22 protein-coding genes are annotated in these 20581 nt (G+C 67.8%); 5 read left to right on the top strand and 17 right to left on the bottom strand.

Annotated elements, in window-relative coordinates; translation table 11 throughout:
* The first annotated feature begins 89 nt into the window (after positions 1-89).
* The 3 genes from aceB (at position 90) to rraA (ending at position 3946) form a co-directional block, all read left to right on the top strand.
* Complete coding sequence (gene aceB, locus ACQUSX_RS13365; RefSeq protein ID WP_428907397.1) at positions 90-1736, top strand: malate synthase A; 1647 nt, start codon at positions 90-92, stop codon at positions 1734-1736.
* Positions 1737-1782: 46 nt separating this feature from the next.
* Complete coding sequence (locus tag ACQUSX_RS13360; protein WP_428907396.1) at positions 1783-3378, top strand: isocitrate lyase; 1596 nt, start codon at positions 1783-1785, stop codon at positions 3376-3378.
* Positions 3379-3481: 103 nt separating this feature from the next.
* On the top strand, positions 3482-3946 hold the full coding sequence (rraA, locus tag ACQUSX_RS13355; RefSeq protein WP_428907395.1) for a ribonuclease E activity regulator RraA: 465 nt from the start codon (positions 3482-3484) through the stop codon (positions 3944-3946).
* 17 nt (positions 3947-3963) lie between these two features.
* Here rraA and ACQUSX_RS13350 read toward each other — a convergent pair whose 3' ends face one another.
* Positions 3964-6372 carry a polysaccharide lyase 8 family protein gene (locus tag ACQUSX_RS13350; protein WP_428907394.1) on the bottom strand — a complete coding sequence of 803 codons (2409 nt, stop codon included), beginning with the start codon at positions 6370-6372 and terminating at the stop codon, positions 3964-3966.
* Positions 6373-6475: 103 nt separating this feature from the next.
* On the opposite strand from ACQUSX_RS13350, the gene ACQUSX_RS13345 reads away from it, so the two are divergent.
* Positions 6476-7696, top strand: coding sequence for a pyridoxal phosphate-dependent aminotransferase (locus ACQUSX_RS13345; protein WP_428907393.1), 1221 nt, complete (start codon positions 6476-6478; stop codon positions 7694-7696).
* Positions 7697-7732: 36 nt separating this feature from the next.
* Here the strand turns inward: ACQUSX_RS13345 and ACQUSX_RS13340 are convergent, their stop codons facing one another.
* From ACQUSX_RS13340 to ACQUSX_RS13305, 8 genes are all read right to left on the bottom strand, one after another.
* On the bottom strand, positions 7733-8131 hold the full coding sequence (locus ACQUSX_RS13340) for a VOC family protein (RefSeq protein ID WP_428907392.1): 399 nt from the start codon (positions 8129-8131) through the stop codon (positions 7733-7735).
* A 34-nt stretch (positions 8132-8165) separates the two neighbouring features.
* Positions 8166-9302: a UDP-N-acetylmuramate dehydrogenase gene (locus ACQUSX_RS13335; RefSeq protein ID WP_428907391.1), complete on the bottom strand. Its 1137-nt coding sequence runs from the start codon at positions 9300-9302 to the stop codon at positions 8166-8168.
* 16 nt (positions 9303-9318) lie between these two features.
* On the bottom strand, positions 9319-9717 hold the full coding sequence (locus ACQUSX_RS13330) for a MaoC/PaaZ C-terminal domain-containing protein (protein WP_428907390.1): 399 nt from the start codon (positions 9715-9717) through the stop codon (positions 9319-9321).
* Complete coding sequence (locus ACQUSX_RS13325) at positions 9714-10172, bottom strand: FAS1-like dehydratase domain-containing protein (RefSeq protein WP_428907389.1); 459 nt, start codon at positions 10170-10172, stop codon at positions 9714-9716. Before ACQUSX_RS13325 ends, ACQUSX_RS13330 begins: the two co-directional genes overlap by 4 nt.
* A 65-nt stretch (positions 10173-10237) precedes the next feature.
* Entirely contained in the window at positions 10238-11035 is a 798-nt protein-coding gene (locus ACQUSX_RS13320; RefSeq protein ID WP_428907388.1) for a sulfite exporter TauE/SafE family protein, read from the bottom strand.
* Between the two features lie 64 nt (positions 11036-11099).
* Entirely contained in the window at positions 11100-12647 is a 1548-nt protein-coding gene (locus ACQUSX_RS13315; protein WP_428907387.1) for a tripartite tricarboxylate transporter permease, read from the bottom strand.
* Positions 12647-13114: a tripartite tricarboxylate transporter TctB family protein gene (locus ACQUSX_RS13310; RefSeq protein WP_428907386.1), complete on the bottom strand. Its 468-nt coding sequence runs from the start codon at positions 13112-13114 to the stop codon at positions 12647-12649. The genes ACQUSX_RS13315 and ACQUSX_RS13310 overlap by 1 nt, the downstream gene beginning before the upstream one ends.
* Before the next feature lie 79 nt (positions 13115-13193).
* On the bottom strand, positions 13194-14207 hold the full coding sequence (locus ACQUSX_RS13305; RefSeq protein WP_428907385.1) for a Bug family tripartite tricarboxylate transporter substrate binding protein: 1014 nt from the start codon (positions 14205-14207) through the stop codon (positions 13194-13196).
* 158 nt (positions 14208-14365) lie between these two features.
* Between ACQUSX_RS13305 and ACQUSX_RS13300 the strand changes: the two genes are divergently transcribed.
* Positions 14366-15655, top strand: a complete 1290-nt coding sequence (locus tag ACQUSX_RS13300; RefSeq protein WP_428907384.1) for a PAS domain-containing protein — start codon at positions 14366-14368, stop codon at positions 15653-15655.
* A 72-nt stretch (positions 15656-15727) separates the two neighbouring features.
* Here ACQUSX_RS13300 and rplQ read toward each other — a convergent pair whose 3' ends face one another.
* The 8 genes from rplQ to map form a co-directional block, all read right to left on the bottom strand.
* Positions 15728-16264 carry a 50S ribosomal protein L17 gene (gene rplQ / locus ACQUSX_RS13295; protein ID WP_428907383.1) on the bottom strand — a complete coding sequence of 179 codons (537 nt, stop codon included), beginning with the start codon at positions 16262-16264 and terminating at the stop codon, positions 15728-15730.
* A gap of 35 nt (positions 16265-16299) precedes the next feature.
* Complete coding sequence (locus ACQUSX_RS13290; RefSeq protein ID WP_428907382.1) at positions 16300-17289, bottom strand: DNA-directed RNA polymerase subunit alpha; 990 nt, start codon at positions 17287-17289, stop codon at positions 16300-16302.
* Positions 17290-17402: 113 nt separating this feature from the next.
* The gene (gene rpsK / locus ACQUSX_RS13285) at positions 17403-17801 is read right to left on the bottom strand and encodes a 30S ribosomal protein S11 (RefSeq protein WP_071644012.1); all 399 of its coding nucleotides are present in this window, start codon (positions 17799-17801) and stop codon (positions 17403-17405) included.
* 30 nt (positions 17802-17831) lie between these two features.
* Positions 17832-18206: a 30S ribosomal protein S13 gene (rpsM, locus tag ACQUSX_RS13280; protein WP_428907381.1), complete on the bottom strand. Its 375-nt coding sequence runs from the start codon at positions 18204-18206 to the stop codon at positions 17832-17834.
* 183 nt (positions 18207-18389) lie between these two features.
* A complete protein-coding gene (gene rpmJ, locus ACQUSX_RS13275) occupies positions 18390-18506 on the bottom strand; it encodes a 50S ribosomal protein L36 (RefSeq protein ID WP_071644008.1) in 117 nt (38 codons plus the stop codon).
* Positions 18507-18600: 94 nt separating this feature from the next.
* Entirely contained in the window at positions 18601-18822 is a 222-nt protein-coding gene (infA, locus tag ACQUSX_RS13270) for a translation initiation factor IF-1 (protein ID WP_017201569.1), read from the bottom strand.
* Between the two features lie 156 nt (positions 18823-18978).
* Positions 18979-19638: a DsbA family protein gene (locus ACQUSX_RS13265; RefSeq protein WP_428907380.1), complete on the bottom strand. Its 660-nt coding sequence runs from the start codon at positions 19636-19638 to the stop codon at positions 18979-18981.
* A 112-nt stretch (positions 19639-19750) separates the two neighbouring features.
* Positions 19751-20581: a type I methionyl aminopeptidase gene (gene map / locus ACQUSX_RS13260; protein WP_428907379.1), complete on the bottom strand. Its 831-nt coding sequence runs from the start codon at positions 20579-20581 to the stop codon at positions 19751-19753.

Genomic DNA, 20581 nt, shown 5'->3' with positions numbered 1-20581 from the left:
TGGGACTACGCCACCGATACAGAAGCCGGTCACCGCCCCGCAAAACGCCGCTCGGTCACCGCTCCCGCACACCGCACGAAGGATCAATCATGAGCATCACCCTCCCCGAGACCCGTTTGGGTCCGACGATCACCATCACCGGTCCGATGCGCGACCGATTCGACGAAATCCTCACCCCCGAGGCGATCGCATTCCTCGCCGAGCTGCACCACCGCTTCGCCGCTCGCCGGCACGACCGCCTGGCCGACCGGATGCGCCGCCGGTTCGAGATCGGCAACGGACACGACCCCCGCTTCCGTGATGACACGGCGCACATCCGCGCCGACGCACACTGGCGCGTCGCCGGAGCCGGACCCGGACTCGAGGACCGCCGGGTCGAGATCACCGGCCCCACCGACCCGAAGATGACCATCAACGCCCTGAACTCCGGCGCACGCGTCTGGCTCGCCGACCAGGAGGACGCGACGAGCCCCACCTGGCAGAACGTCATCGGCGGCCAGCTGTCGCTGCGCGACGCCATCCGCGGCGAGCTGACGTTCACGAGCCCCGGCACCGAGTCCGCACCGGGCAAGGAGTACCGCGTCACGGCGGAGCGCACCCCGACCATCGTGATGCGACCCCGCGGCTGGCACCTCACCGACTCGCACGTGGACTTCATCGACCGCACGGGACGCCGCATGGCGGCATCCGCTTCGCTGCTCGACTTCGGCCTGTACTTCTTCCACAACGCGCAGGCGCTGATCGACTCGGGCCGCGGCCCGTACTTCTACCTGCCGAAGATCGAGTCCAGCGAGGAGGCGCGCCTGTGGGACGACGTCTTCTCGTTCAGCGAGGAGTACATCGGCATCCCGCACGGCACGATCCGCGCGACTGTGCTGATCGAGACGCTCCCGGCAGCCTTCGAGATGGACGAGATCCTGTACGAGCTGCGCGACCACTGCGCAGGTCTCAACGCCGGACGCTGGGACTACATCTTCTCGATCATCAAGAACTACCGCGGCCGCGGCGCCCGCTTCGTGCTCCCCGACCGCAGCGAGGTCACGATGACGGTGCCGTTCATGCGCGCCTACACCGAGCTGCTCGTGCAGACCTGCCACAAGCGCGGCGCGTACGCCATCGGCGGCATGAGCGCGTTCATCCCGAACCGCCGTGAGCCCGAGGTCACCGCCGCCGCGATCGAGAAGGTGTCGGCCGACAAGAAGCGCGAGGCAGGCGACGGCTTCGACGGCACCTGGGTCGCGCACCCGGACCTGATCCCGACCGCGCAGGCCGAGTTCGACGCCGTGCTCGGCGACCGCCCGAACCAGGTCGACCGTCAGCGCGATGACGTGCTGGTGACCGCGGCGGACCTGCTGAACCTGCACATCGGCAGCCCGATCACCGCAAAGGGCGTGCGCGACAACGTGTCGGTGGCGATCCGCTACATCGAGGCGTGGCTGCAGGGCTTGGGCGCCGTGGCGATCGACAACCTCATGGAGGACGCCGCGACCGCTGAGATCAGCCGCTCGCAGGTGTGGCAGTGGATCCACCAGGACCGCTCCACCGAGGACGGCACGCTGATCACGGCCGAGTACGTCGAGGGGCTGATCGGCGAGGTTCTCGCCGAGGAGCGTCGCCCCGACGGCGACCGGTTCGACGATGCCGCCGAGATCTTCCGCGAGGTGGCGCTGCAGGAGGAGTTCCCTGCTTTCCTGACGCAGGCCGCCTACGCGCGCTTCCTCACCGAGACCGACTGAGCCCTCGGGCACAAGCACACATCGCCGCAAGAGCAAAGGACACGACATGACCCGCTACCAGGAAGACATCGACGCCGTCCAGGCGCTGAAGGACGAGCAGGGCTCGGCCTGGAACGCCATCGACCCCGAGGCCGCCGCGCGCATGCGCGCACAGAACCGGTTCCGCACCGGACTCGAGATCGCGCAGTACACCGCCGACATCATGCGCTGTGACATGGCCGAGTACGACGCCGACTCGTCGCTCTACACGCAATCGCTCGGCGTGTGGCACGGCTTCATCGGCCAGCAGAAGCTCATCTCGATCAAGAAGCACCTCAAGACCACCAGCAAGCGCTACCTCTACCTCTCTGGCTGGATGGTCGCGGCCCTCCGGTCCGAGTTCGGCCCGCTCCCCGACCAGTCGATGCACGAGAAGACCTCTGTGCCCGCACTGATCGAAGAGCTGTACACGTTCCTGCGTCAGGCGGATGCCCGTGAGCTCGACCTGCTGTTCACTCAGCTCGACGCGGCTCGCGCCGCCGGAGACGAGACCGCGGAGGAGTTCATCCAGGCGCAGATCGACGGCTACGAGACCCACGTCGTGCCGATCATCGCCGACATCGACGCCGGCTTCGGCAACCCCGAGGCGACCTACCTGCTCGCCAAGAAGATGATCGAGGCGGGCGCGTGCGCCATCCAGATCGAGAACCAGGTCTCGGACGAGAAGCAGTGCGGCCATCAGGACGGCAAGGTCACCGTGCCGCACGAGGACTTCATCGCGAAGCTCAACGCCGTCCGCTACGCATTCCTCGAGCTCGGGATCGACAACGGCATCATCGTCGCCCGCACGGACTCGCTCGGCGCCGGCCTCACGCAGAAGATCGCCGTCAGCCGCGAGAGCGGCGACCTCGGCGATCAGTACAACTCGTTCCTGGACGTCGAGGAGATCACCGAGGACGAGCTGGGCGACGGAGACGTGGTCATCAAGCGCGACGGCAGGCTGCTGCGTCCCAAGCGCCTCGCGAGCAACCTGTACCAGTTCCGCTCGGGCACCGGCGAGGAGCGGGTCGTGCTGGACTGCATCACCTCGCTGCAGGGCGGCGCCGACCTGCTGTGGATCGAGACCGAGAAGCCGCACGTCGCGCAGATCGCCGCGATGGTGGATGCCGTCCGCGCCGAGATCCCGAACGCGAAGCTCGTCTACAACAACAGCCCCTCGTTCAACTGGACGCTGAGCTTCCGCCAGCAGGCCTACGACGCTCTCGTCGAGCAGGGTGAGGACGTCTCGGCGTACGACCGCGACAAGCTGATGAGCGTCGAGTACGACGACTCCGAGCTGGCGCGACTGGCCGACGAGAAGATCCGCACCTTCCAGCGCGACGGATCCGCGCGCGCCGGGATCTTCCACCACCTGATCACTCTGCCGACTTATCACACGGCGGCACTGTCGACGGATGATCTCGCGAAGGGCTACTTCGGCGAAGAGGGGATGCTGGCGTACGTCAGAGGCGTGCAGCGCCGCGAGATCCGCGAGGGGGTCGCCACTGTCAAGCACCAGAACATGGCGGGCTCCGACATCGGCGACAACCACAAGGAGTACTTCGCAGGCGAGGCCGCTCTGAAGGCCGGTGGCCAGCACAACACGATGAACCAGTTCAGTTGACGCGCATCCCAAATACAGGTGATCCGACCGGAACAGGATGTTCTCTCAGAAATCATCCTGTTCCGGGCGGATCTCCTGTTCTCACACGCATGATCGGAGACCCATGACTTCCACCGCCGACCTCTACGACCTGCACGGCGATGACCTGCAGTCGCTCCCGCTGCAGCTGCGCTCGTTCGGCGGCCATCCGCGGTTCGACGGCCCGGTTCGCACGGTGCGGTGCTTCCAGGACAACGCGCTCGTCAAGCAGGTCCTCGCCGCGCCGGGGCGCGGCGCGGTGCTCATCGTCGACGGCGCCGGCTCGCTGCACACCGCCCTGATGGGCGACATGATCGCGCAGAGCGCGGTGGATGCCGGATGGGCGGGCGTCATCATCAACGGCTGCGTGCGCGACAGCGTCGCACTGTCGACGATGCCCCTCGGCGTGAAGGCTCTGGGCACCAACCCGCGCAAGAGCGCGAAGGAAGGCGCCGGCGAGGTCGACGTCAGCATCGAGTTCGGCGGCGTGACGTTCCGGCCCGGCGCACACCTGTACGCCGACGAGGACGGCATCCTCGTCGAGCGGTGAGGCTGCGAGCCGGATGCTCAGCGCTTGCGGACCGAGAACCGGACGGCCTGTCCGGCCATGCCGCGGGTATCGACGCGCAGCCGCACCTCGGCGCGAACACGCGTCAGCGTGACGCGGTCCGCGTCCGGTCCGAACACCCGGTCGCCGGCGATCGCCTTGATGGTGATCTCGACCTGGTCCTGCTTCTGGGTCGGATCGCTCAGCGACACCTCCACTCCGGTGGGCACCTTCTTCACGATGAGCGTTGCGCTGGAGGCGACGCTGATGTGTCCGAACTCCGCGGCTCGCCACACCGCGGCACACACCGTGCCGGACGGAAGCCGGACGGCCTGCGCCGCTGCGTCGTTGCGCAGCACCCGGACTCCGAGGTCTTCGGCGCGAGCGGCCGTCTGCGCCGCATCGGCGCCCGGGAGCATGGCGTACGCATAGGTGGATGCCTCACGGGCATCCGCACCATGGCTGTACGCCAGCGTCGCGTACTGCCGCCGGCGCAGCGCCTGCGTCTCAGGCGCAGACCTCGTCGCGTTGTCGGTCCATCGTCCCTCCCGCTCGGAGACCTCGGCGTGCAGCGCCGGCGAGCCGGGGAGGAAGACGTAGCCGCCCACATCAGGCAGGTGCGCCCAGCGCGCGCGGCGCATCGTCTGCGCCGACGAGACGGCGATGCCGTCCACCGTGAGCACGCGCTCAGACTCGCCGAGGTTGCGGTGCTCTATGACTGTGCGCACCTCGCCTCCGCTGTGCGAGGCGATGTCGCTGCCCAGTGCGACGACGAGGTCATCCTGGAAGAACCACGCCTTGCGGCCGACGAGACCTGTCGCTCCAGGAGCGATCAGGTGCATCGCGGTCACGGCGAACTCACCCAGCGTGGCGCCGCCCGTCCACTCGTTCGCCGGGGTGGTCTCGCCCCACTGCCCTTCGGGATTGTCCGGCAGCGGTGTGAGGTCGACGGTGGTCCCCGCCGGCGCTTCGAGATCGGAGGTCGCCCAGAAGTGGTCGTCGAAATGGCGGTCGTCGTCGGCGAGATAGAGGTATGTCATGCCCTGGCTCGTCTTCACTCCGCGCATGTTCTCGGCGCCGGTGCCCTCGTGCCAGGCGATCCGGTTCGAGCACATCGCCACGCACATCGCCCAGGAGGCATCCGATGATCGGTAGACGAGCCGGTCCATGGCCGGGAAGAACCGCGGCCCGACGACATCCGGCTGCGGCGCGATGTCCGAGGCGAGCAGGTCCGCCACCAGCGCACGGCGACCGATGTTCGCCGATTCGGCGATGTCCGCGAACTCGTTCGAGTCGATCCACTGCCGGCACAGTCCGCGCCAGCGTGCGGCCGTCTCCGGCGGCGCTGCCTGCGCCAGGCGCAGCGTGTACTCGATGAGCTCGTCCCCGTTGTCCTTGCTGCGCAGCTCATAGCGCGCCACGGCGCGACCGCGCACGGCGTCCATCATCTGGCCGTTGAACATGAACGGGGCGAACGATCCCTCGACGACGCCGGTGAAGTTGCTCCGTGTCGGGTCGACGACGTCGAAGTCCGACTCCGCCAGCAGGGCGAACAGCTTCGACAGGCCGCCGAGCAGCACGAGGCCGTAGGTGCCGGTGTACCCGATCGTGGAGTGCTGCACGAAGGATCCGTCGGCGAAGAAGCCGTTGCCCTCGGTGATGTACTGCCACGTCGGGCTGAGAGCGTCGACCGCCGCCCGCAGCAGCTCCGCATCCGGCTGCACGATGGCGCGCACGATGACGCCCTGGCAGATGTCCACGCGATTCGCTCCGTTAGACTCCTGCACGCCTTCCGGATGCAGTTGCAGTCGTGGGTCGCGCTCAGGGAGGAAGTGATCGATCGCCGCGCAGTAGCGGTCGATCGCCTGCTGGTCGAGTTCGTCATGGACCAGGGCCATGACGTTGGCCAACGGCCGCGGAGCGCCGATGTTCCATGACCACCAGTTGCCCCACCACGTCGTGTCCGGGTTGTAGATCCGCTCGTACAGGTGTGCGAGCCCCTCCCGCACTGCATCGAGCACGACCGGCGACCTCTGGTGCGCGGATCCGGGCGTCGCCCAGGCCGTCGCCAGCTTCTCGAGATGGACGTAGTTCATCCGCATCTGGTTGGAGCGCAGCAGGTCGGTGGCGCCGACCGCCCAGTCGGCGCTCGTGAAGTAGCGGGTGTCGGTCGGGGCGATCTGTCCCAGCAGAGCGGTCACGCCCTTGTCGAGGGTGGCGATGGCGTCAGCGAACCGCTCCGGCGACGCGCTGATCGTGGACGCACTGGTCAACGCGTCCACCCATCGGGCGCGCAGCGCATCGGTGCCGACTCCGTCCGGCACGCGAAGCGGTGCCGCCACGGCTCCGTGAGGCACCATCATCGGGATCAGGGATGCGGCGAGCGCCGCCCCTCCGAGGTGCAGAAATCCGCGTCTGGTCGTGTGCATTCGAACTCCTTCGGTCGCGCCGGCCGTGGCCGGTCATCGGCGACCTTACGAGTCGTGCGGAAAAGGATTCAATGAGGAGATGGCCACGGGTACGATCGGAGGCGTGACCGAACGCGCGCCTCTCTCCCGCAAACCCGCTCTCTCGAACAAGCTGAGCGCCATCGCCGAGTCCGCCACGCTGAAGGTGGATGCCAAGGCCAAGGCGCTCAAGGCCGAGGGCAAGCCCGTGATCTCTTACGCCGCCGGCGAGCCGGACTTCGCGACGCCGCAGTTCGTCGTGGATGCCGCAGTCGAGGCCATGTCGGATCCGGCGAACTTCCGCTACACGCCGGCGGCCGGCCTGCCCGCGCTGCGCGAGGCGATCGCCGCGAAGACGCTGCGCGACTCGGGTCTCGAGGTCTCCCCCAGCCAGGTGATCGTCACAAACGGCGGCAAGCAGTCCGTGTACCAGGCGTTCCAGGCCGTGGTGAATCCCGGCGATGAGGTGCTGCTGCCCGCCCCGTACTGGACCACCTACCCGGAGGCGATCCGGCTCGCCGACGGCGTGCCGGTGGAGGTCTTCGCCGGAGCCGACCAGGAGTACAAGGTCACTGTCGAGCAGCTCGAGGCCGCTCGCACCGACCGCACCACCGTCCTGGTGTTCGTCTCGCCGTCGAACCCGACCGGTTCGGTGTACAGCCCGGAAGAGACGAAGGCGATCGCGGAGTGGGCCGTCGAGCACGGCATCTGGATCATCAGCGACGAGATCTACCAGAACCTGACGTATGACGGCGTGAAGGCGACCTCGATCGTGCAGGCGGTTCCCGAGGCCGCGGCGCAGACGATCCTCGTCAACGGCGTCGCCAAGACGTACGCGATGACCGGGTGGCGCGTGGGCTGGATGGTGGGGCCTGCGGATGCCATCAAGGTCGCCGCCAACCTGCAGTCGCACCTCTCCAGCAACGTGAACAATGTCGCGCAGCGCGGTGCGATCGCAGCGCTGAACGGTCCGCAGACCGAGGCCGAGAAGATGCGCGAGGCGTTCGATCGCCGGCGCCGCCTGATCGTGGCGGAGCTGTCGAAGATCGATGGGATGGTCGTGCCCAACCCGCACGGCGCGTTCTACGTCTACCCCGACGTGCAGGGCCTGCTGGGCCGCACGTGGGGCGGCGCTACGCCGACGACCTCGCTGGAGCTGGCAGACCTCATCCTCGAGCAGGCCGAGGTCGCAGTCGTGCCCGGCGAGGCGTTCGGCCCGTCCGGCTACCTGCGCCTGTCGTACGCCCTGGGAGATGACCAGCTGCTCGAGGGCGTCCAGCGCCTGCAGCGCCTGTTCGCGTCCTGACGCGCGCCGCGGGCCGTCCCCGGCGGCCCGCGCGCCTCAGCCCTGGTGGCCGATCAGCCAGCGGACGCCGTAGCGATCGGTGAGCGTGCCGTCGTGATCGCCCCAGGGTCGCTGCTGCAGCGGGTCGATCACATGGCCGCCTTCTGCGAGCGCGTCGAACCACACGGCGAGCGTCTCGGGTTCGGCGGTGCCGAGCAGTGAGAAGAACATGCCCTCCATCTCGACGGTGGCGTCGCCGAATCCGGCATCCGCTCCCGCGAGCTCGACAGGACCTTCCACCAGCATCCCGTGCGCGATCGCCTCGCCGGGACCGTCGGTGCGCCCGGCTGCGGCGTAGTCGAACAGCTGCAGGGTGCCGCCGAAGATCGATCGGTAGTGCTCCAGCGCTTCGGCCGCGTTGCCCGGGAACAGCAGGTAGGGAATCAGTCCGCTCATGCGCCGAGTGTACGCCCGCGGGCGTCGTCGGATGCTACAGGTCGACGCCCACCAGCACAGGCTCGGGCTGCAGCAGCAGACCGTACTCGGCGTGCACGCGGCTCTGGATGAACCGGGCCAGCTCGCCCAGCTCGGCCGCGGTCGCCCCTCCCCTGTTGGTGATCGCGAGGGCGTGCTTCGTCGAGACGCCGGCACGCGAGCGCGGCAGGCGGAATCCCTTGCGGATGCCCGAGTTCTCGATCAGCCACGCGGCGCTGACCTTGATCATGCTCTCCGGACGCTCGGGGCGCGGCGTCAGGCCGTAGTACGAGTCCAGCGGGATCACGGTGACCGAGTCCAGGTCGGGCTCGACCGGCCATCGGGGGCACTCCGGCGGCAGCGCGCGGGCGATGTGCTCGGGCACGATCGCGTTCTGGAAGAACGATCCGGCGCTGCGCGTGTCGGGGTCGTCCGCGTTCAGCAGCATGCCCTTCACCGCCCTCGTCTCGAGGATCCGTGCGCGCACCCATTCCAGCGACACCGGCTCGTAGTCCGCGAGCCCGAGCGCACGACGCAGCTGCTCGCCGCGGACAACGCGACCGGCGGATCCGGTGACGGCGAGGTCGAGAGTCACCGACAGGATCACGGCGCGGCGACCGTGCGCCTCGCCGTAGTGATGCTTCAGCACCGACGTCCGAAAACCGAGTCCGAGCTCGGCGGCGGGAACCACGACCGCAGCATCCTCATGCTCGTCGATGAGTTCGACCTCGACGAGCGTCTCCTGGATCTCTTGACCGTACGCGCCCACGTTCTGCACGGGAGCGGCGCCGACTGTGCCGGGGATGCCGCTCATCGCCTCGATGCCCGCATAGCCGCGCTCGACGGCGTAGGCGACCAGGTCATCCCACGAATGTCCTGCCTGCACGCGCAAGCGGACGCGTCCCTCGTGCGGAGAGGGAAGCTCCTCTATACCGGTGCTGAGGATCCGGACCACGGCGCCGTCGAACGACTCGTCCCCGATGAACAGGTTGGAGCCGCCGCCGAGCACGAACCACTCCTCGCCGCTGGCCCAGACTTCTCGCAGAGCCTCGATCAGCTCCGCTGTGGTCGAGGCATCCAGCATCCGTCGCGGGGCGGCGCCGGTGCGCAGGGTGGTCAGCTCACGCAGAGCGATGGGTTCGACCTCGGTCATCGGCTCGGATGCCATCTCAGAGCGCGACCCGAAGCTGCGCCTTCACCAGCACAGTCGTCTCGGCGGCCTTCACCGTCAGGTCGATGCGCGCGGAGGTCTCATCGACCGCGCCGACCTTGGCGAGCACGTGCACATCGGCGCCGGCCTGCGGGTCTACGACCACGGGCTTGGTGAAGCGCACGCCGTAGTCGATCAATCGCGCATCGGCGGGCAGCGCGGTGACGACGACGGACGATGCGATGCCCATCGTCAGCATCCCGTGCGCGAGCACGCCGGGCAGCCCGACGGACGCCGCGACGTCGTCGCGGTAGTGGATCGGGTTGAAGTCGCCGGATGCGCCTGCGTAGCGCACCAGTGATTCCCGCGTCAGGTGGATCGTGCGTTCGGCGATCACATCGCCGACTGAGAAGCTCATGCGTCGCCCTCACTGTCGGATCCGACGAGCAGAACGCTCGTGGCGGTGACGACGTGCTCCCCCGCGTCATCGGTGATGGTCGCCTCGCTGGTGATCATCGCGTTCCCGCCGAGTGAGCGGATGCCCGTGACGGCCAGCCTGGCCGTGAGCTCGTCACCGGCAACGATCGGGCGCGTGTAGGCGAAGCGCTGCTCGGCGTGGATGGTGCGTGCGAGCACGATCCCGGAGTCCGGTTCGGCAAGAAGCTGCTGCAGAGTGAGATCCTGCACGACCATCGCGAAAGTCGGCGGAGCGACCACGTCCGCGAAACCGGCCGCGCGGGCCGCCTCGACGTCGGTGTGCTGCGGGGCGTCGGCGAAGACGGCGCGCGCGAACTCGCGCACCTTCTCACGTCCGACCAGGTACGGGGCCGTCGGCGCGAACTCGCGGCCGACCAGTTCGTTGTTCACGGGCACCCCTCGATCCTACCGAGCGCGACTGTGACCGACGTGCTTGCGGCTGTGACCGACGTGCTTGCGACTCAGCGCCGTCTGCCGCGGATCGCCTTGATCGTCATCTGCACGGCGATGAACAGCAGGTAGCCGGCGAAGAGCATGTTGCCGACGAACGGATCGACCAGCGTGGCGAGCCAGGCGCCGAGCGCCGTCGTCGTGCACGCCGACAGTCCGATGATGCCGGCGGCGACGAGGTCGACGTTGCGGTGACGCAGATTGCCGATCGTCCCGGACAACGCGGTGGGGATCATCATCAGCAGCGAGGTGCCCTTTGCCACCAGGTCGCTGGTGCCGAACACGAGCATCAGCACGGGCACCACGATCACTCCGCCGCCTACGCCGATGAGACCGGCGATGATCCCGGTGACCAGCCCGACCCCGACCAGGCCGATGCCGTTCCCCCAGTTGAGGATGAGCTCGGCATCACGCGACGGGATCACCACGAACAGGCTGACGATGACGATGACCAGGAAGCCGACGAAGCCCCAGCGCAGCGCCGACTGCGAGACCTTGGGCAGCAGTCGCGTCCCGATCTGCGCGCCGATCACCGCTCCGCCGGCCAGGATCAGTGCGGGGATCCAGGCGACGGCGCCGGAGAGGGCGTACGAGATCACGCCGACGCTCGCGGTGGGCACGATCGCCGCCAGCGAGGTGCCTGCACCGAGGCGCTGGTTGTAGTGCAGCATCAGCACGAGCAGCGGCAGGATGACCGTCCCGCCGCCGACACCGAACAGGCCCGAGAGCAGACCGGCCGACAGTCCGATGAAGATGAAGGTGAAGTATGCGCGAGGCTCACGGGTGATGGCCTGATCCTCTGATGTCACACAGATCAGACTATCGCCGCGAGCCCCGCGCATTTCACCGCGAGACCGCGCGCCCTCGGGGGCCTCAGACCTCCTGATCGGATTTGATGGGCACCGCGATCGACTCGGTGAGCTGCTGTTCGTAGCGGCGCTGCCGTCGGCGCAGCCAGAGCCCGCCGGCGACGAGCAGTGCGAGCACGGCGTACGCGGACGCCGCGAACGGCTGCATGACCAGCGTCGACAGGTCGCCCTGGCTCAGCTGCAGCGCCTTGCGCAGGTACTCCTCGCCCATCGGCCCGAGGATCATGCCGACGACCAGGGGCGCCACGGGATACCCGTACCGGCGCATGAAGCAGCCCAGCACGCCGATGATGACCAGCATGAGGATGTCGATCACCGCGAAGTTCAGCGCGTACGCGCCGAAGGCGGCGAAGGTCAGGATGCCGGCGTACAGGTACGGTCGCGGGATCTGCAGCAGCTTCACCCACATCCCCACCAGTGGCAGATTCAGCACGATGAGGATGACATTGCCCAGGTACAGGCTCGCCACCAGCGCCCAGACCAGTGCGGGCTGCATCTCGAACAGCAGCGGTCCGGGCTGCAGGCCGTACGCCTGGAAGGCGACGAGGATGATCGCCGCGGTCGCGGTGGTCGGCAGGCCCAGGGTCAGCAGCGGCACCAGCACGCCGGCGGCCGCGGCGTTGTTGGCCGATTCGGGACCCGCGACGCCCTCGATTGCGCCCCGTCCGAACTCCTGCTTGTGCGTGGACAGCTTGCGCTCGGTGGCGTATGAGAGGAAGGTGGCGACGTCCGCGCCGCCGGCGGGGATCGTGCCGATCGGGAAGCCGATCGCAGTGCCCCGAAGCCACGGCTTCCACGAGCGCTTCCAGTCCTGCCTGGTCATCCAGCTGCGCCAGCCGCCGCTGACGGGGATCACGTCGACGGCACCGTGGCGCAGGCGCGCGGCGATGTACAGCGACTCGCCCACTGCGAACAGCCCCACCGCGACCAGCACGATGTCCACGCCGTCCGAGAGCGCGAGCACGCCCATCGTGTAGCGCTGCTGCCCCGAGAGCACGTCCGTGCCGACCAAGCCGAGGAAAAGGCCTACGCCCAGCGAGAGCATCCCGCGCGGGACCGAGCTGCCGATGAGCGCACCGACGGTGATGAACGCGATCATGATGAGCGCGAAGTAGTCGGCGGGTCCCAGTCCCACGGCGAACTGCGCCAGCACCGGAGCGAGCAGCGTCAGCCCTGCGGTGGCGATCGTCCCGGCGATGAACGACCCGATCGCGGCGGTCGCGAGGGCGGCTGCGCCGCGACCCATCTTCGCCATCTTGTTGCCCTCGATCGCGGTGACGATCGACGCCGATTCACCGGGGGTGTTCAGCAGGATGCTGGTGGTGGATCCTCCGTACATGCCGCCGTAGTAGATGCCGGCGAATGTGATCAGGGCCGCCGTGGGATCGAGCGTGTAGGTCAGCGGAAGCAGCAGGGCGACCGTCATGGCGGGTCCGATGCCGGGAAGCACGCCGACGGCCGTGCCGATCAGCACGCCGATGAAGGCGAACACCAGGTACTGCGGCTGCAGCGCGGTCGCGAAGCCTTCCAGAAGCAGGGTCCAGGAATCCATCAGATGATCCCTCCCAGCCAGCCGAGGGCAGGGCCGAGCGGCAGCGACAGCCCGAGCAGCTCGCCGAAGACGATCTGCACGATGATGCCGATCACGAGCCCGACGACGAACCCGAGCCACCAGCGCGCAGCTCCCAGCGCCCAGACGACGATCCCGAACAGCAGCGCCGCGGCCGGCGCCCAGCCGATGATGTCGATGAGCAGCAGATGCGCGATCAGCCCGCCGACGATCTTGGCGAGTGTGAGCCAGTCGGTGCGGGCGTTCGGATCGATGTCCTCGCCCTCCTCGACTTCGGCGCGCTGTCCGCGCAGCACGCCGATGAGCACTGCGATGGCGGAGGCGAGCAGGATGACGGCGACGAAGATCGGGAACACCGTCGGTCCGACTTGAACGCCGACGGGAATGTGGATGCTGAAGACGCCGATCACGGCGTAGACGCCGAGTGCGAGCATGAGCAGGGCGAACACGAGTTCTCCGATGGGAACCCGGCGGGAGGGCCGAGTCCTCTCAGCCCTCCCGCTCGCCCCGATGATCGGGGCGGTCATGTCAGATCAGCCCGATGTTCTTCAGCGTGCCGGTGACGTCGGAGATGTTCTCCTCGACGAAGGCGTCGAGCTCGTCACCGGTGAGGAAGGCGTCCGCCCACCCCTTCGTCTCGAGCTCGCTCTGCCACGCGTCCGTGTCGTGCAGCTCCGTCACGATGCGCTCGAGCTCGGCGCGCTCGGCGTCGGAGATCCCGCCGGGTGCGATCACACCGCGCCAGTTGGTCAGCACGACGTCGTAGCCGGCATCGGTGATCGTAGGCACATCGGGCAGCTGCTCGGACGGCTCTGCGCTCGAGACCGCGAGGGCCCGCATGGTGCCCTTCTCGATGTGCTGCTGGAACTCGCCGACGCCCGAGATCCCTGCGGCGACCTTCCCGCCGATGATCAGCGACACGGCTTCGCCACCACCTGCATTGGGCGTGTAGTTCAGCTTCTCCGGGATCTCCGAGCCTTCCAGCCCGGCGGCCTCGAGCAGCAGGCCGGCGAGGATGTGGTCGGCGCCTCCCGCTGACCCGCCGGTCACCGTGATCTCCTGCCCCTTGTCGACGATGTCCTCGACGAGATCCTCCAGATCCTGGTACTCCGATTCGGCAGGAACCACCACGACGAGCGGCTCGTCGGTGAGGCGGGCGATCGGCGTGGTGTCCTCGAGGCGCACCTCTGATCCGTTCGTCTCGATCGCGCCCACCATGACCAGGCCGTTGACCATGAGCGTCGCGGGATCCTTGACGTTCGCGAGCTGGGCGAGTCCGATCGTGCCACCTGCGCCGCCGACGTTCGTGACGGCCGCCGTCCCCACGATCTTCTCGTCGGTGAGCACCTTCGAGACGGCGCGACCCGTCTGATCCCACCCGCCGCCGGGGTCGGCGGGGACGATGATCGAGACGTTCGCGAACGCGGCGGTCGCGTCGCCGTCATCGGCGGGTGCTGCGTCGCCACCGGCTGACGAGCAGCCGGCCAGCGCCAACGCCGCGATGGCGGCGGCGGCCACGAGGGCCGTGCGTGTCTTGTTCATGTGCTCCTCCTTGAGCGATGTCGGGATGCTGGCAACCGTATGCACCGCGAAGCACCGCCTTCTGCTTCCGAAACCATTGGTCGGGGTTACGAAACTATTGGTCGCGGATACCGTGGCCGCCCGCTCGCTCGGCTCGGGCGCAGGAGGGAGAATGAGGTGTGGCCTCGAGGATGATGCGCGCGTCGCTGAAGACGCAGGACGGCGGGATGACGCTGCGTGTTCAGCTGATCCTGCTGCAGGCGCTGATCGTCGCGATCGTCACCCTGATCGCCGGCGTGACTGCAGGCGTGATCCAGGCCCACACCGTGCGGGACGCGTACGAGGATCGGATGCTGGCCGTGGCGCAGTCCATCGCATCGATGCCCGCGATCACGCGTGCGTTCGACGACGCCGATCCTTCGGCGACCATCCAGCCGCTCGCCGAGGCGATCCGCAAAGCCTCGGATCTCACCTACGTCGTGGTCGCGAATCATGAGGGCATCCGCTACTCGCATCCGAATCCGGAGCGCATCGGCGAGCACGTCTCGACCGACCCGTCGATCCCCCTGTCGGGTGAGATCTTCATGGGAACCGAGACCGGCACCCTGGGCCCGTCCTGGCGGGTGAAGGTGCCGATCTTCCACGGCCCCGATGTCGTCGGCACCGTCTCGGTCGGGATCCTCGAGTCACAGGGCGACGGCGAGTTCGTGGGCAACCTGTTCTGGATCATCGGCGCGATGCTCGCCGCGGTGATCCTGGGCGTGTTCGGCTCGGCGTGGGTCACCGCGGTGATCCGCCGCCGCATCCATCGGCTGGAGCCGCACGAGATCACAGCGCTGGTGCGCAACCAGGAGACCACCATGCACGGGCTGAGCGAAGGCGTCATCACCGTCGATGCTCGGGGTGAGATCACGCTCGTCAATGACGCCGCGGCCCGCCTGCTCGGCGCGGACGGCGCGGCCCTGCTCGGCGCAGCGGCTGCGGAGGTCCTCGGCGACGAGCTGATGGCCGTTCTGCGCGACGGAGAGGATGCCGGCCGGCCGGTGATCGTCGGAGACAAGGTGCTGGTCGCGCGCAGCACCGGAGCGGGGATCGACGCGGAAGCCGTCGAGGCGACGCTGCTGCTGCGCGATCACACCGAGTTGCATGATGTCGTGCGACGCGTCGAGGCTGCGGATGCCATCATCGCCTTCCGCAAGCGCGACGGGCTGCCGAAGGGCATGAGCGCCGAGACGCTGTCGCGAGTGGTCTCGGCGCTGGCCGACGCACCCGATGCCTCCGCGAGCGAGATCGGCGCCGTCCTGTCGATCTCGCGCGTGAGCGCGCGACGATATCTGGAGCACCTGGCCAGCACCGGCCAGGCGATCCGCACTCTCGACTACACCACGAAGGGCCGCCCGGGCAGCCGATACCGCCTGAACGACCCGGTGGGGGCGACGACCGGCCCGGTGGCGGTGAATCCGCGCTGAGCGGCCGCCCCGAACGACGAAGCAGCCCGCCACCCCTGAGGGGTGACGGGCTGCGTTCTGAAGCGCTGTCGCTTACTTGCCGTCCTCAGCCGGAGCGATCTCCTCAGCGGGAGCCTCCTCGACGGGAGCCTCCGCAGCGGCGGTCTCCTCAGCGGGAGCCTCCTCAGCGGGAGCCTCCTCAGCCTTCTCAGCCTTCGCTGCGGGCTTCTCGGCCTTGGGCGCCGCGGCCTTCTTCTTCTTCGGCGAGACGGGCTCGAGAACGAGCTCGATCACGGCCATGGGGGCGTTGTCGCCCTTGCGGTTGCCGACCTTCGTGATGCGGGTGTAGCCACCCTCGCGCTCGGCGACGAGCGGTGCGATCTCGTTGAACAGGACGTGCAGGGCGTCCTTGTTCGAGCGCAGGACCGTGAGCGCCCGGCGACGCGCGTGCAGGTCGCCGCGCTTGCCGAGCGTGATGAGACGCTCTGCGAGCGGACGCAGGCGCTTCGCCTTGGTCTCGGTCGTCTTGATCGACTTGTTGGTGAAGAGCGCGGCCGCGAGGTTCGCGAGAAGAAGGCGCTCGTGTGCGGGGCCGCCTCCGAGGCGGGGACCCTTGGTGGGCTTGGGCATAATCGTCTAGCTCCTGATCAGGAAGAGGTCGGGTTTCAGAAGGATTCGTCTTCGCCTGCGCTGTAGAAGTGGGCGCCGTCGAAACCGGGCACCGAATCCTTCAGCGACAGACCGAGCGAGACGAGCTTGTCGCGCACCTCGTCGACCGACTTCTGTCCGAAATTGCGGATGTTCATCAGCTGCGTCTCGGAAAGGGCGACCAGCTCCGAAACGGTGTTGATCCCCTCGCGCTTGAGGCAGTTGTACGAGCGCACCGACAGATCGAGGTCCTCGATCGGCATGGAGAGCTCGCTGGAGAGCACAGCCTCGACCGGCGCGGGGCCGATCTCGATGCCCTCGGCCTCGACGTTCAGCTCGCGGGCGAGGCCGAACAGTTCGGTGAGGGTCTTGGCGGCGGACGCGACGGCGTCGCGCGGGCTGATCGCCGACTTGGTCTCGACATCGAGGACGAGCTTGTCGAAGTCGGTGCGCTCACCGGCACGGGTGGCGTCGACGCGGTAGCTGACCTTGAGGACCGGTGAGTAGATCGAGTCGACCGGGATCTGACCGGCCTCTGCGTACTCGTTGCGGTTCTGCGATGCCGATACGTAGCCGCGGCCGCGCTCGATGGTGAGCTCGAGCTCGAAGCGTGCGGTGTCGTTGAGCGTCGCGATGACGAGCTCGGGGTTGTGCACCTCGACACCCGCCGGCGCGGAGATGTCTGCAGCGGTGACCTCGCCGGCGCCCGTCTTGCGCAGGTACGCCGTGATGGGCTCATCGCGCTCGCTGGAGACGACCAGCTGCTTGATGTTGAGGATGATCTCGGTGACGTCTTCCTTCACACCGGGGATGGTGCTGAACTCGTGCAGCACGCCGTCGATGCGAATGGTGGTGACCGAGGCGCCGGGGATCGACGAGAGCAGGCTGCGACGCAGCGCGTTGCCGATCGTGTAACCGAAACCGGGCTCGAGCGGCTCGACGACGAACCGGCTGCGGTTCTCGGAGATCTTTTCCTCGGTGAGAGTGGGACGCTGTGCAATCAGCACTGTGTGTTCCTTTCGATCACATGCCCGCTATATGACATGTGTGGATGAGGTCTTGAGTTTTGGAGGGCAAGGATGCCGCTCCTCCATTGGATGAGCGGCATCCTTGCGCGAGATCAGACGCGACGGCGCTTCGGCGGACGGCAGCCGTTGTGTGCCTGCGGCGTGACGTCCTGGATCGAGCCGACCTCGAGGCCGGCGGCCTGGAGCGAGCGGATCGCGGTCTCGCGGCCCGAGCCCGGGCCCTTGACGAAGACGTCGACCTTCTTCACGCCGTGCTCTGCGGCCTGGCGGGCAGCGGACTCCGCTGCCATGCCTGCGGCGTACGGCGTCGACTTGCGCGAGCCCTTGAAGCCCACGCCACCCGACGATGCCCAGCTGATGACAGCGCCGGACGGGTCGGTGATCGAGACGATCGTGTTGTTGAACGTCGACTTGATGTGGGCCTGGCCCAGCGCGATGTTCTTCTTTTCCTTGCGGCGCGGCTTGCGCGCGGCGGCCTTGGGTGCAGCCATGAAAGTTTTCTCCTATTCCCTGGCCGCCGCTTAGCGGGCCTTCTTCTTGCCGGCGACGGTGCGCTTCGGGCCCTTGCGGGTGCGGGCGTTGGTCTTGGTGCGCTGACCGCGCACCGGAAGGCCGCGACGGTGGCGGAGGCCCTCGTAGGAGCCGATCTCGACCTTGCGGCGGATGTCGGCGGCGACCTCGCGGCGGAGGTCACCCTCCACCTTGTAGTTGCCTTCGATGTGGTCGCGCAGCGCGATGAGCTGGTCGTCGCTGAGGTCCTTGACGCGGATCGACTCGTCGATCTCGGTCGCCTTGAGGATCTCGACGGAGCGGGTACGGCCGATGCCGTAGATGTAGGTGAGGGCGATCACCACGCGCTTGTCGCGCGGGATGTCAACGCCGGCAAGACGTGCCATGCGGTTCTCCTGGAGTGTTGTGGAGGTGTGGAGCAGCATCCGGTCCCGGGCCTCCGCCCCGAGGTGTCCGCCTCGACGGGATCAGTGGACCCCGCCTCAGCATCCGATGCTGCCTTCAGATGACCGGCCGTTGAGCGAGCGCAGCGCGCGGCTCGACCGGAGTATTCAGTTGTGTGGCCCGACTCAGCCCTGGCGCTGCTTGTGACGCGGGTTCGACTTGCAGATGACCATGACGCGACCGTGACGACGGATCACGCGGCAGTGGTCGCAGATGGGCTTGACGCTGGGGTTGACCTTCATGATGCTTCCTGTTCGCTGTCTTCGTGCTCTCCCGTGTCGGGCCCTTCGACAAGCTCAGGGACCCACCACGCGACAGCCGTTACTTCTCGACCGATCAGCGGTAGCGGTAGACGATGCGCCCGCGTGTGAGGTCGTAGGGGCTGAGCTCCACGACCACGCGGTCCTCGGGGATGATGCGGATGTAGTTCTGCCGCATCTTTCCGGAGATCGTTGCCAGGACCTTGTGTCCGTTGCTGAGCTCGACGCGGAACATCGCGTTGGGCAGAGCCTCGGAGATCACGCCCTCGATCTCGATGACACCGTCTTTCTTAGCCATAGCCTCGCTGACGCTTCTGCAGATCGGTCGATCTGCGGTGGGTGGGTGATGATTGCGGCACCGCCGTGTTCGGACACGCCAGAACAAGGCACATGGCACCAAAGATCTATGATAGACCCTCTGTCCGCGTGCGGCAAATGGAGCCGCAGGCATGGGTCAGGGCAGCACCTTCGGGAGCTCGGTGTTGATCTCGCTGACCTCCAGGCGCTTGCCGTTGATCTCGATGGTCGGGGTGCCCTTGATGTCGTGTGCGCTGGCCTGCGCGGCGCCGAACTTCGAGTACGTGCCATCGGCGATGCAGCTCGCGGCGTCATCCGCGCCGACCTCGGCGGCGATCTGCGTGAGCTGCTCGTCGGTGAGACCCGAGCCGCCTTCCTGCGGCTGGTTCGCGAACAGCGCGTTCATGAAGTCGAGTGCCTTCTCGGGCGCGCTCTCGGCGACGCAGTACATCGCGCCTGCGGCGCGCGAAGAGTAGTTCGTGCCCTGCGATAGGTGGTCGAGGATCGCGATCGGGTGCACCTCGAGCGTGATCTCGTCGTCGGCTGCGGCGGACTGCAGCTGCTCGCCGTATGCCTGCTCGAACGAGTTGCAGGCAGGGCACATGAAGTCGAGGTACGTGGAGACGACATCCTCGCCCTCGCCGAAGGTGATGGCTCCGGTCTCGGCGTTGACGATGTCACTGGTGGGCGCGGCACCCGGGTCGCTCGCCTGGTTGTTCATCCAGACGACGACTGCGCCGAGTGCGACGAGCACGACGACGACGGCGGCCGAGATGCCGATGGCGAACCAGTTGGTCTTGCCCTGTGCAGCAGCCATGGATTTCCGATCTGTGTACGGCTCGCCGTGGGCGAGTCCTGTTGCCTCGACACCCATTGTGCCCGGGCGTCGCTATGTCTGACGTGTGAAAGCGCGGCGCGGAGGCCCTCGATCAGGCGATGGGCGTCGGGGTGACGCCGAACGGCGCAAGCCCTGCCGCTCCGCCGTCTGGAGCAGTGAGGACCCAGATGCCGTTCTCATGGCGGGCGACGCTGTGCTCCCAGTGCGAGCCGTCGGAGCCGTCCACGGTCGACACGGTCCAGTCGTCGTCCTCGATGAACGTGGCCTCGCCGCCGGCGGTGACCATCGGCTCGATGGCGAGCGCGAGACCGGGGCGGATCTCGGCCCCGGCATCCGGCGTGCGGTAGTTGAACACGCTCGGAGCCTCGTGCATCTTGCGTCCGATGCCGTGCCCGACATACTCGCGAAGGATGCCGTATTCCCCGGGCTGCGCTTCGATGTACTCCTGGATGGCGGCGCCGATCTGCCCGATGTGGGTGGCGGATGCCATCGCGGCGATGCCCGCCCACATCGACCCCTCGGTCACCCTGGAGAGCTCCGTGCGCCGTTCCATGGTCTCGGGGCGCGCCGGGTCGGGCACGATGAAGGTCACGGCGCTGTCGCCGTTCCAGCCGCGGAACTGGGCGCCGCAGTCGACCGACACGATGTCGCCGGGCTGCAGCACGCGCTCACCGGGGATCCCGTGGACGACCTGCTCGTTCACCGAGATGCACGTGGTGTGGTGATATCCGCGCACGAGCTGGAAGTTGGACTCCGCATCATGCGCGGCGATGACCCGGGCGGCCTCGGCATCCAGCTCCGCCGTGGTGATGCCGGCGCGCACCAGCGCGCTGACGGCGTCGAGAGCCGAGGCGGTGATCAACCCCGGCTCGACCATCGAGCGCAGCTGCGCCGGAGTCTTGTAGATCGACTTGCGGAACAT

Origin of the sequence: Microbacterium alcoholitolerans, assembly GCF_050408615.1 — a bacterium.
In the GTDB taxonomy this organism is placed as follows: Bacteria; Actinomycetota; Actinomycetes; order Actinomycetales; family Microbacteriaceae; genus Microbacterium.
The sequence above is the reverse complement of the archived record's forward strand: the minus strand, read 5'-3'. Positions and strand labels throughout refer to the sequence as shown.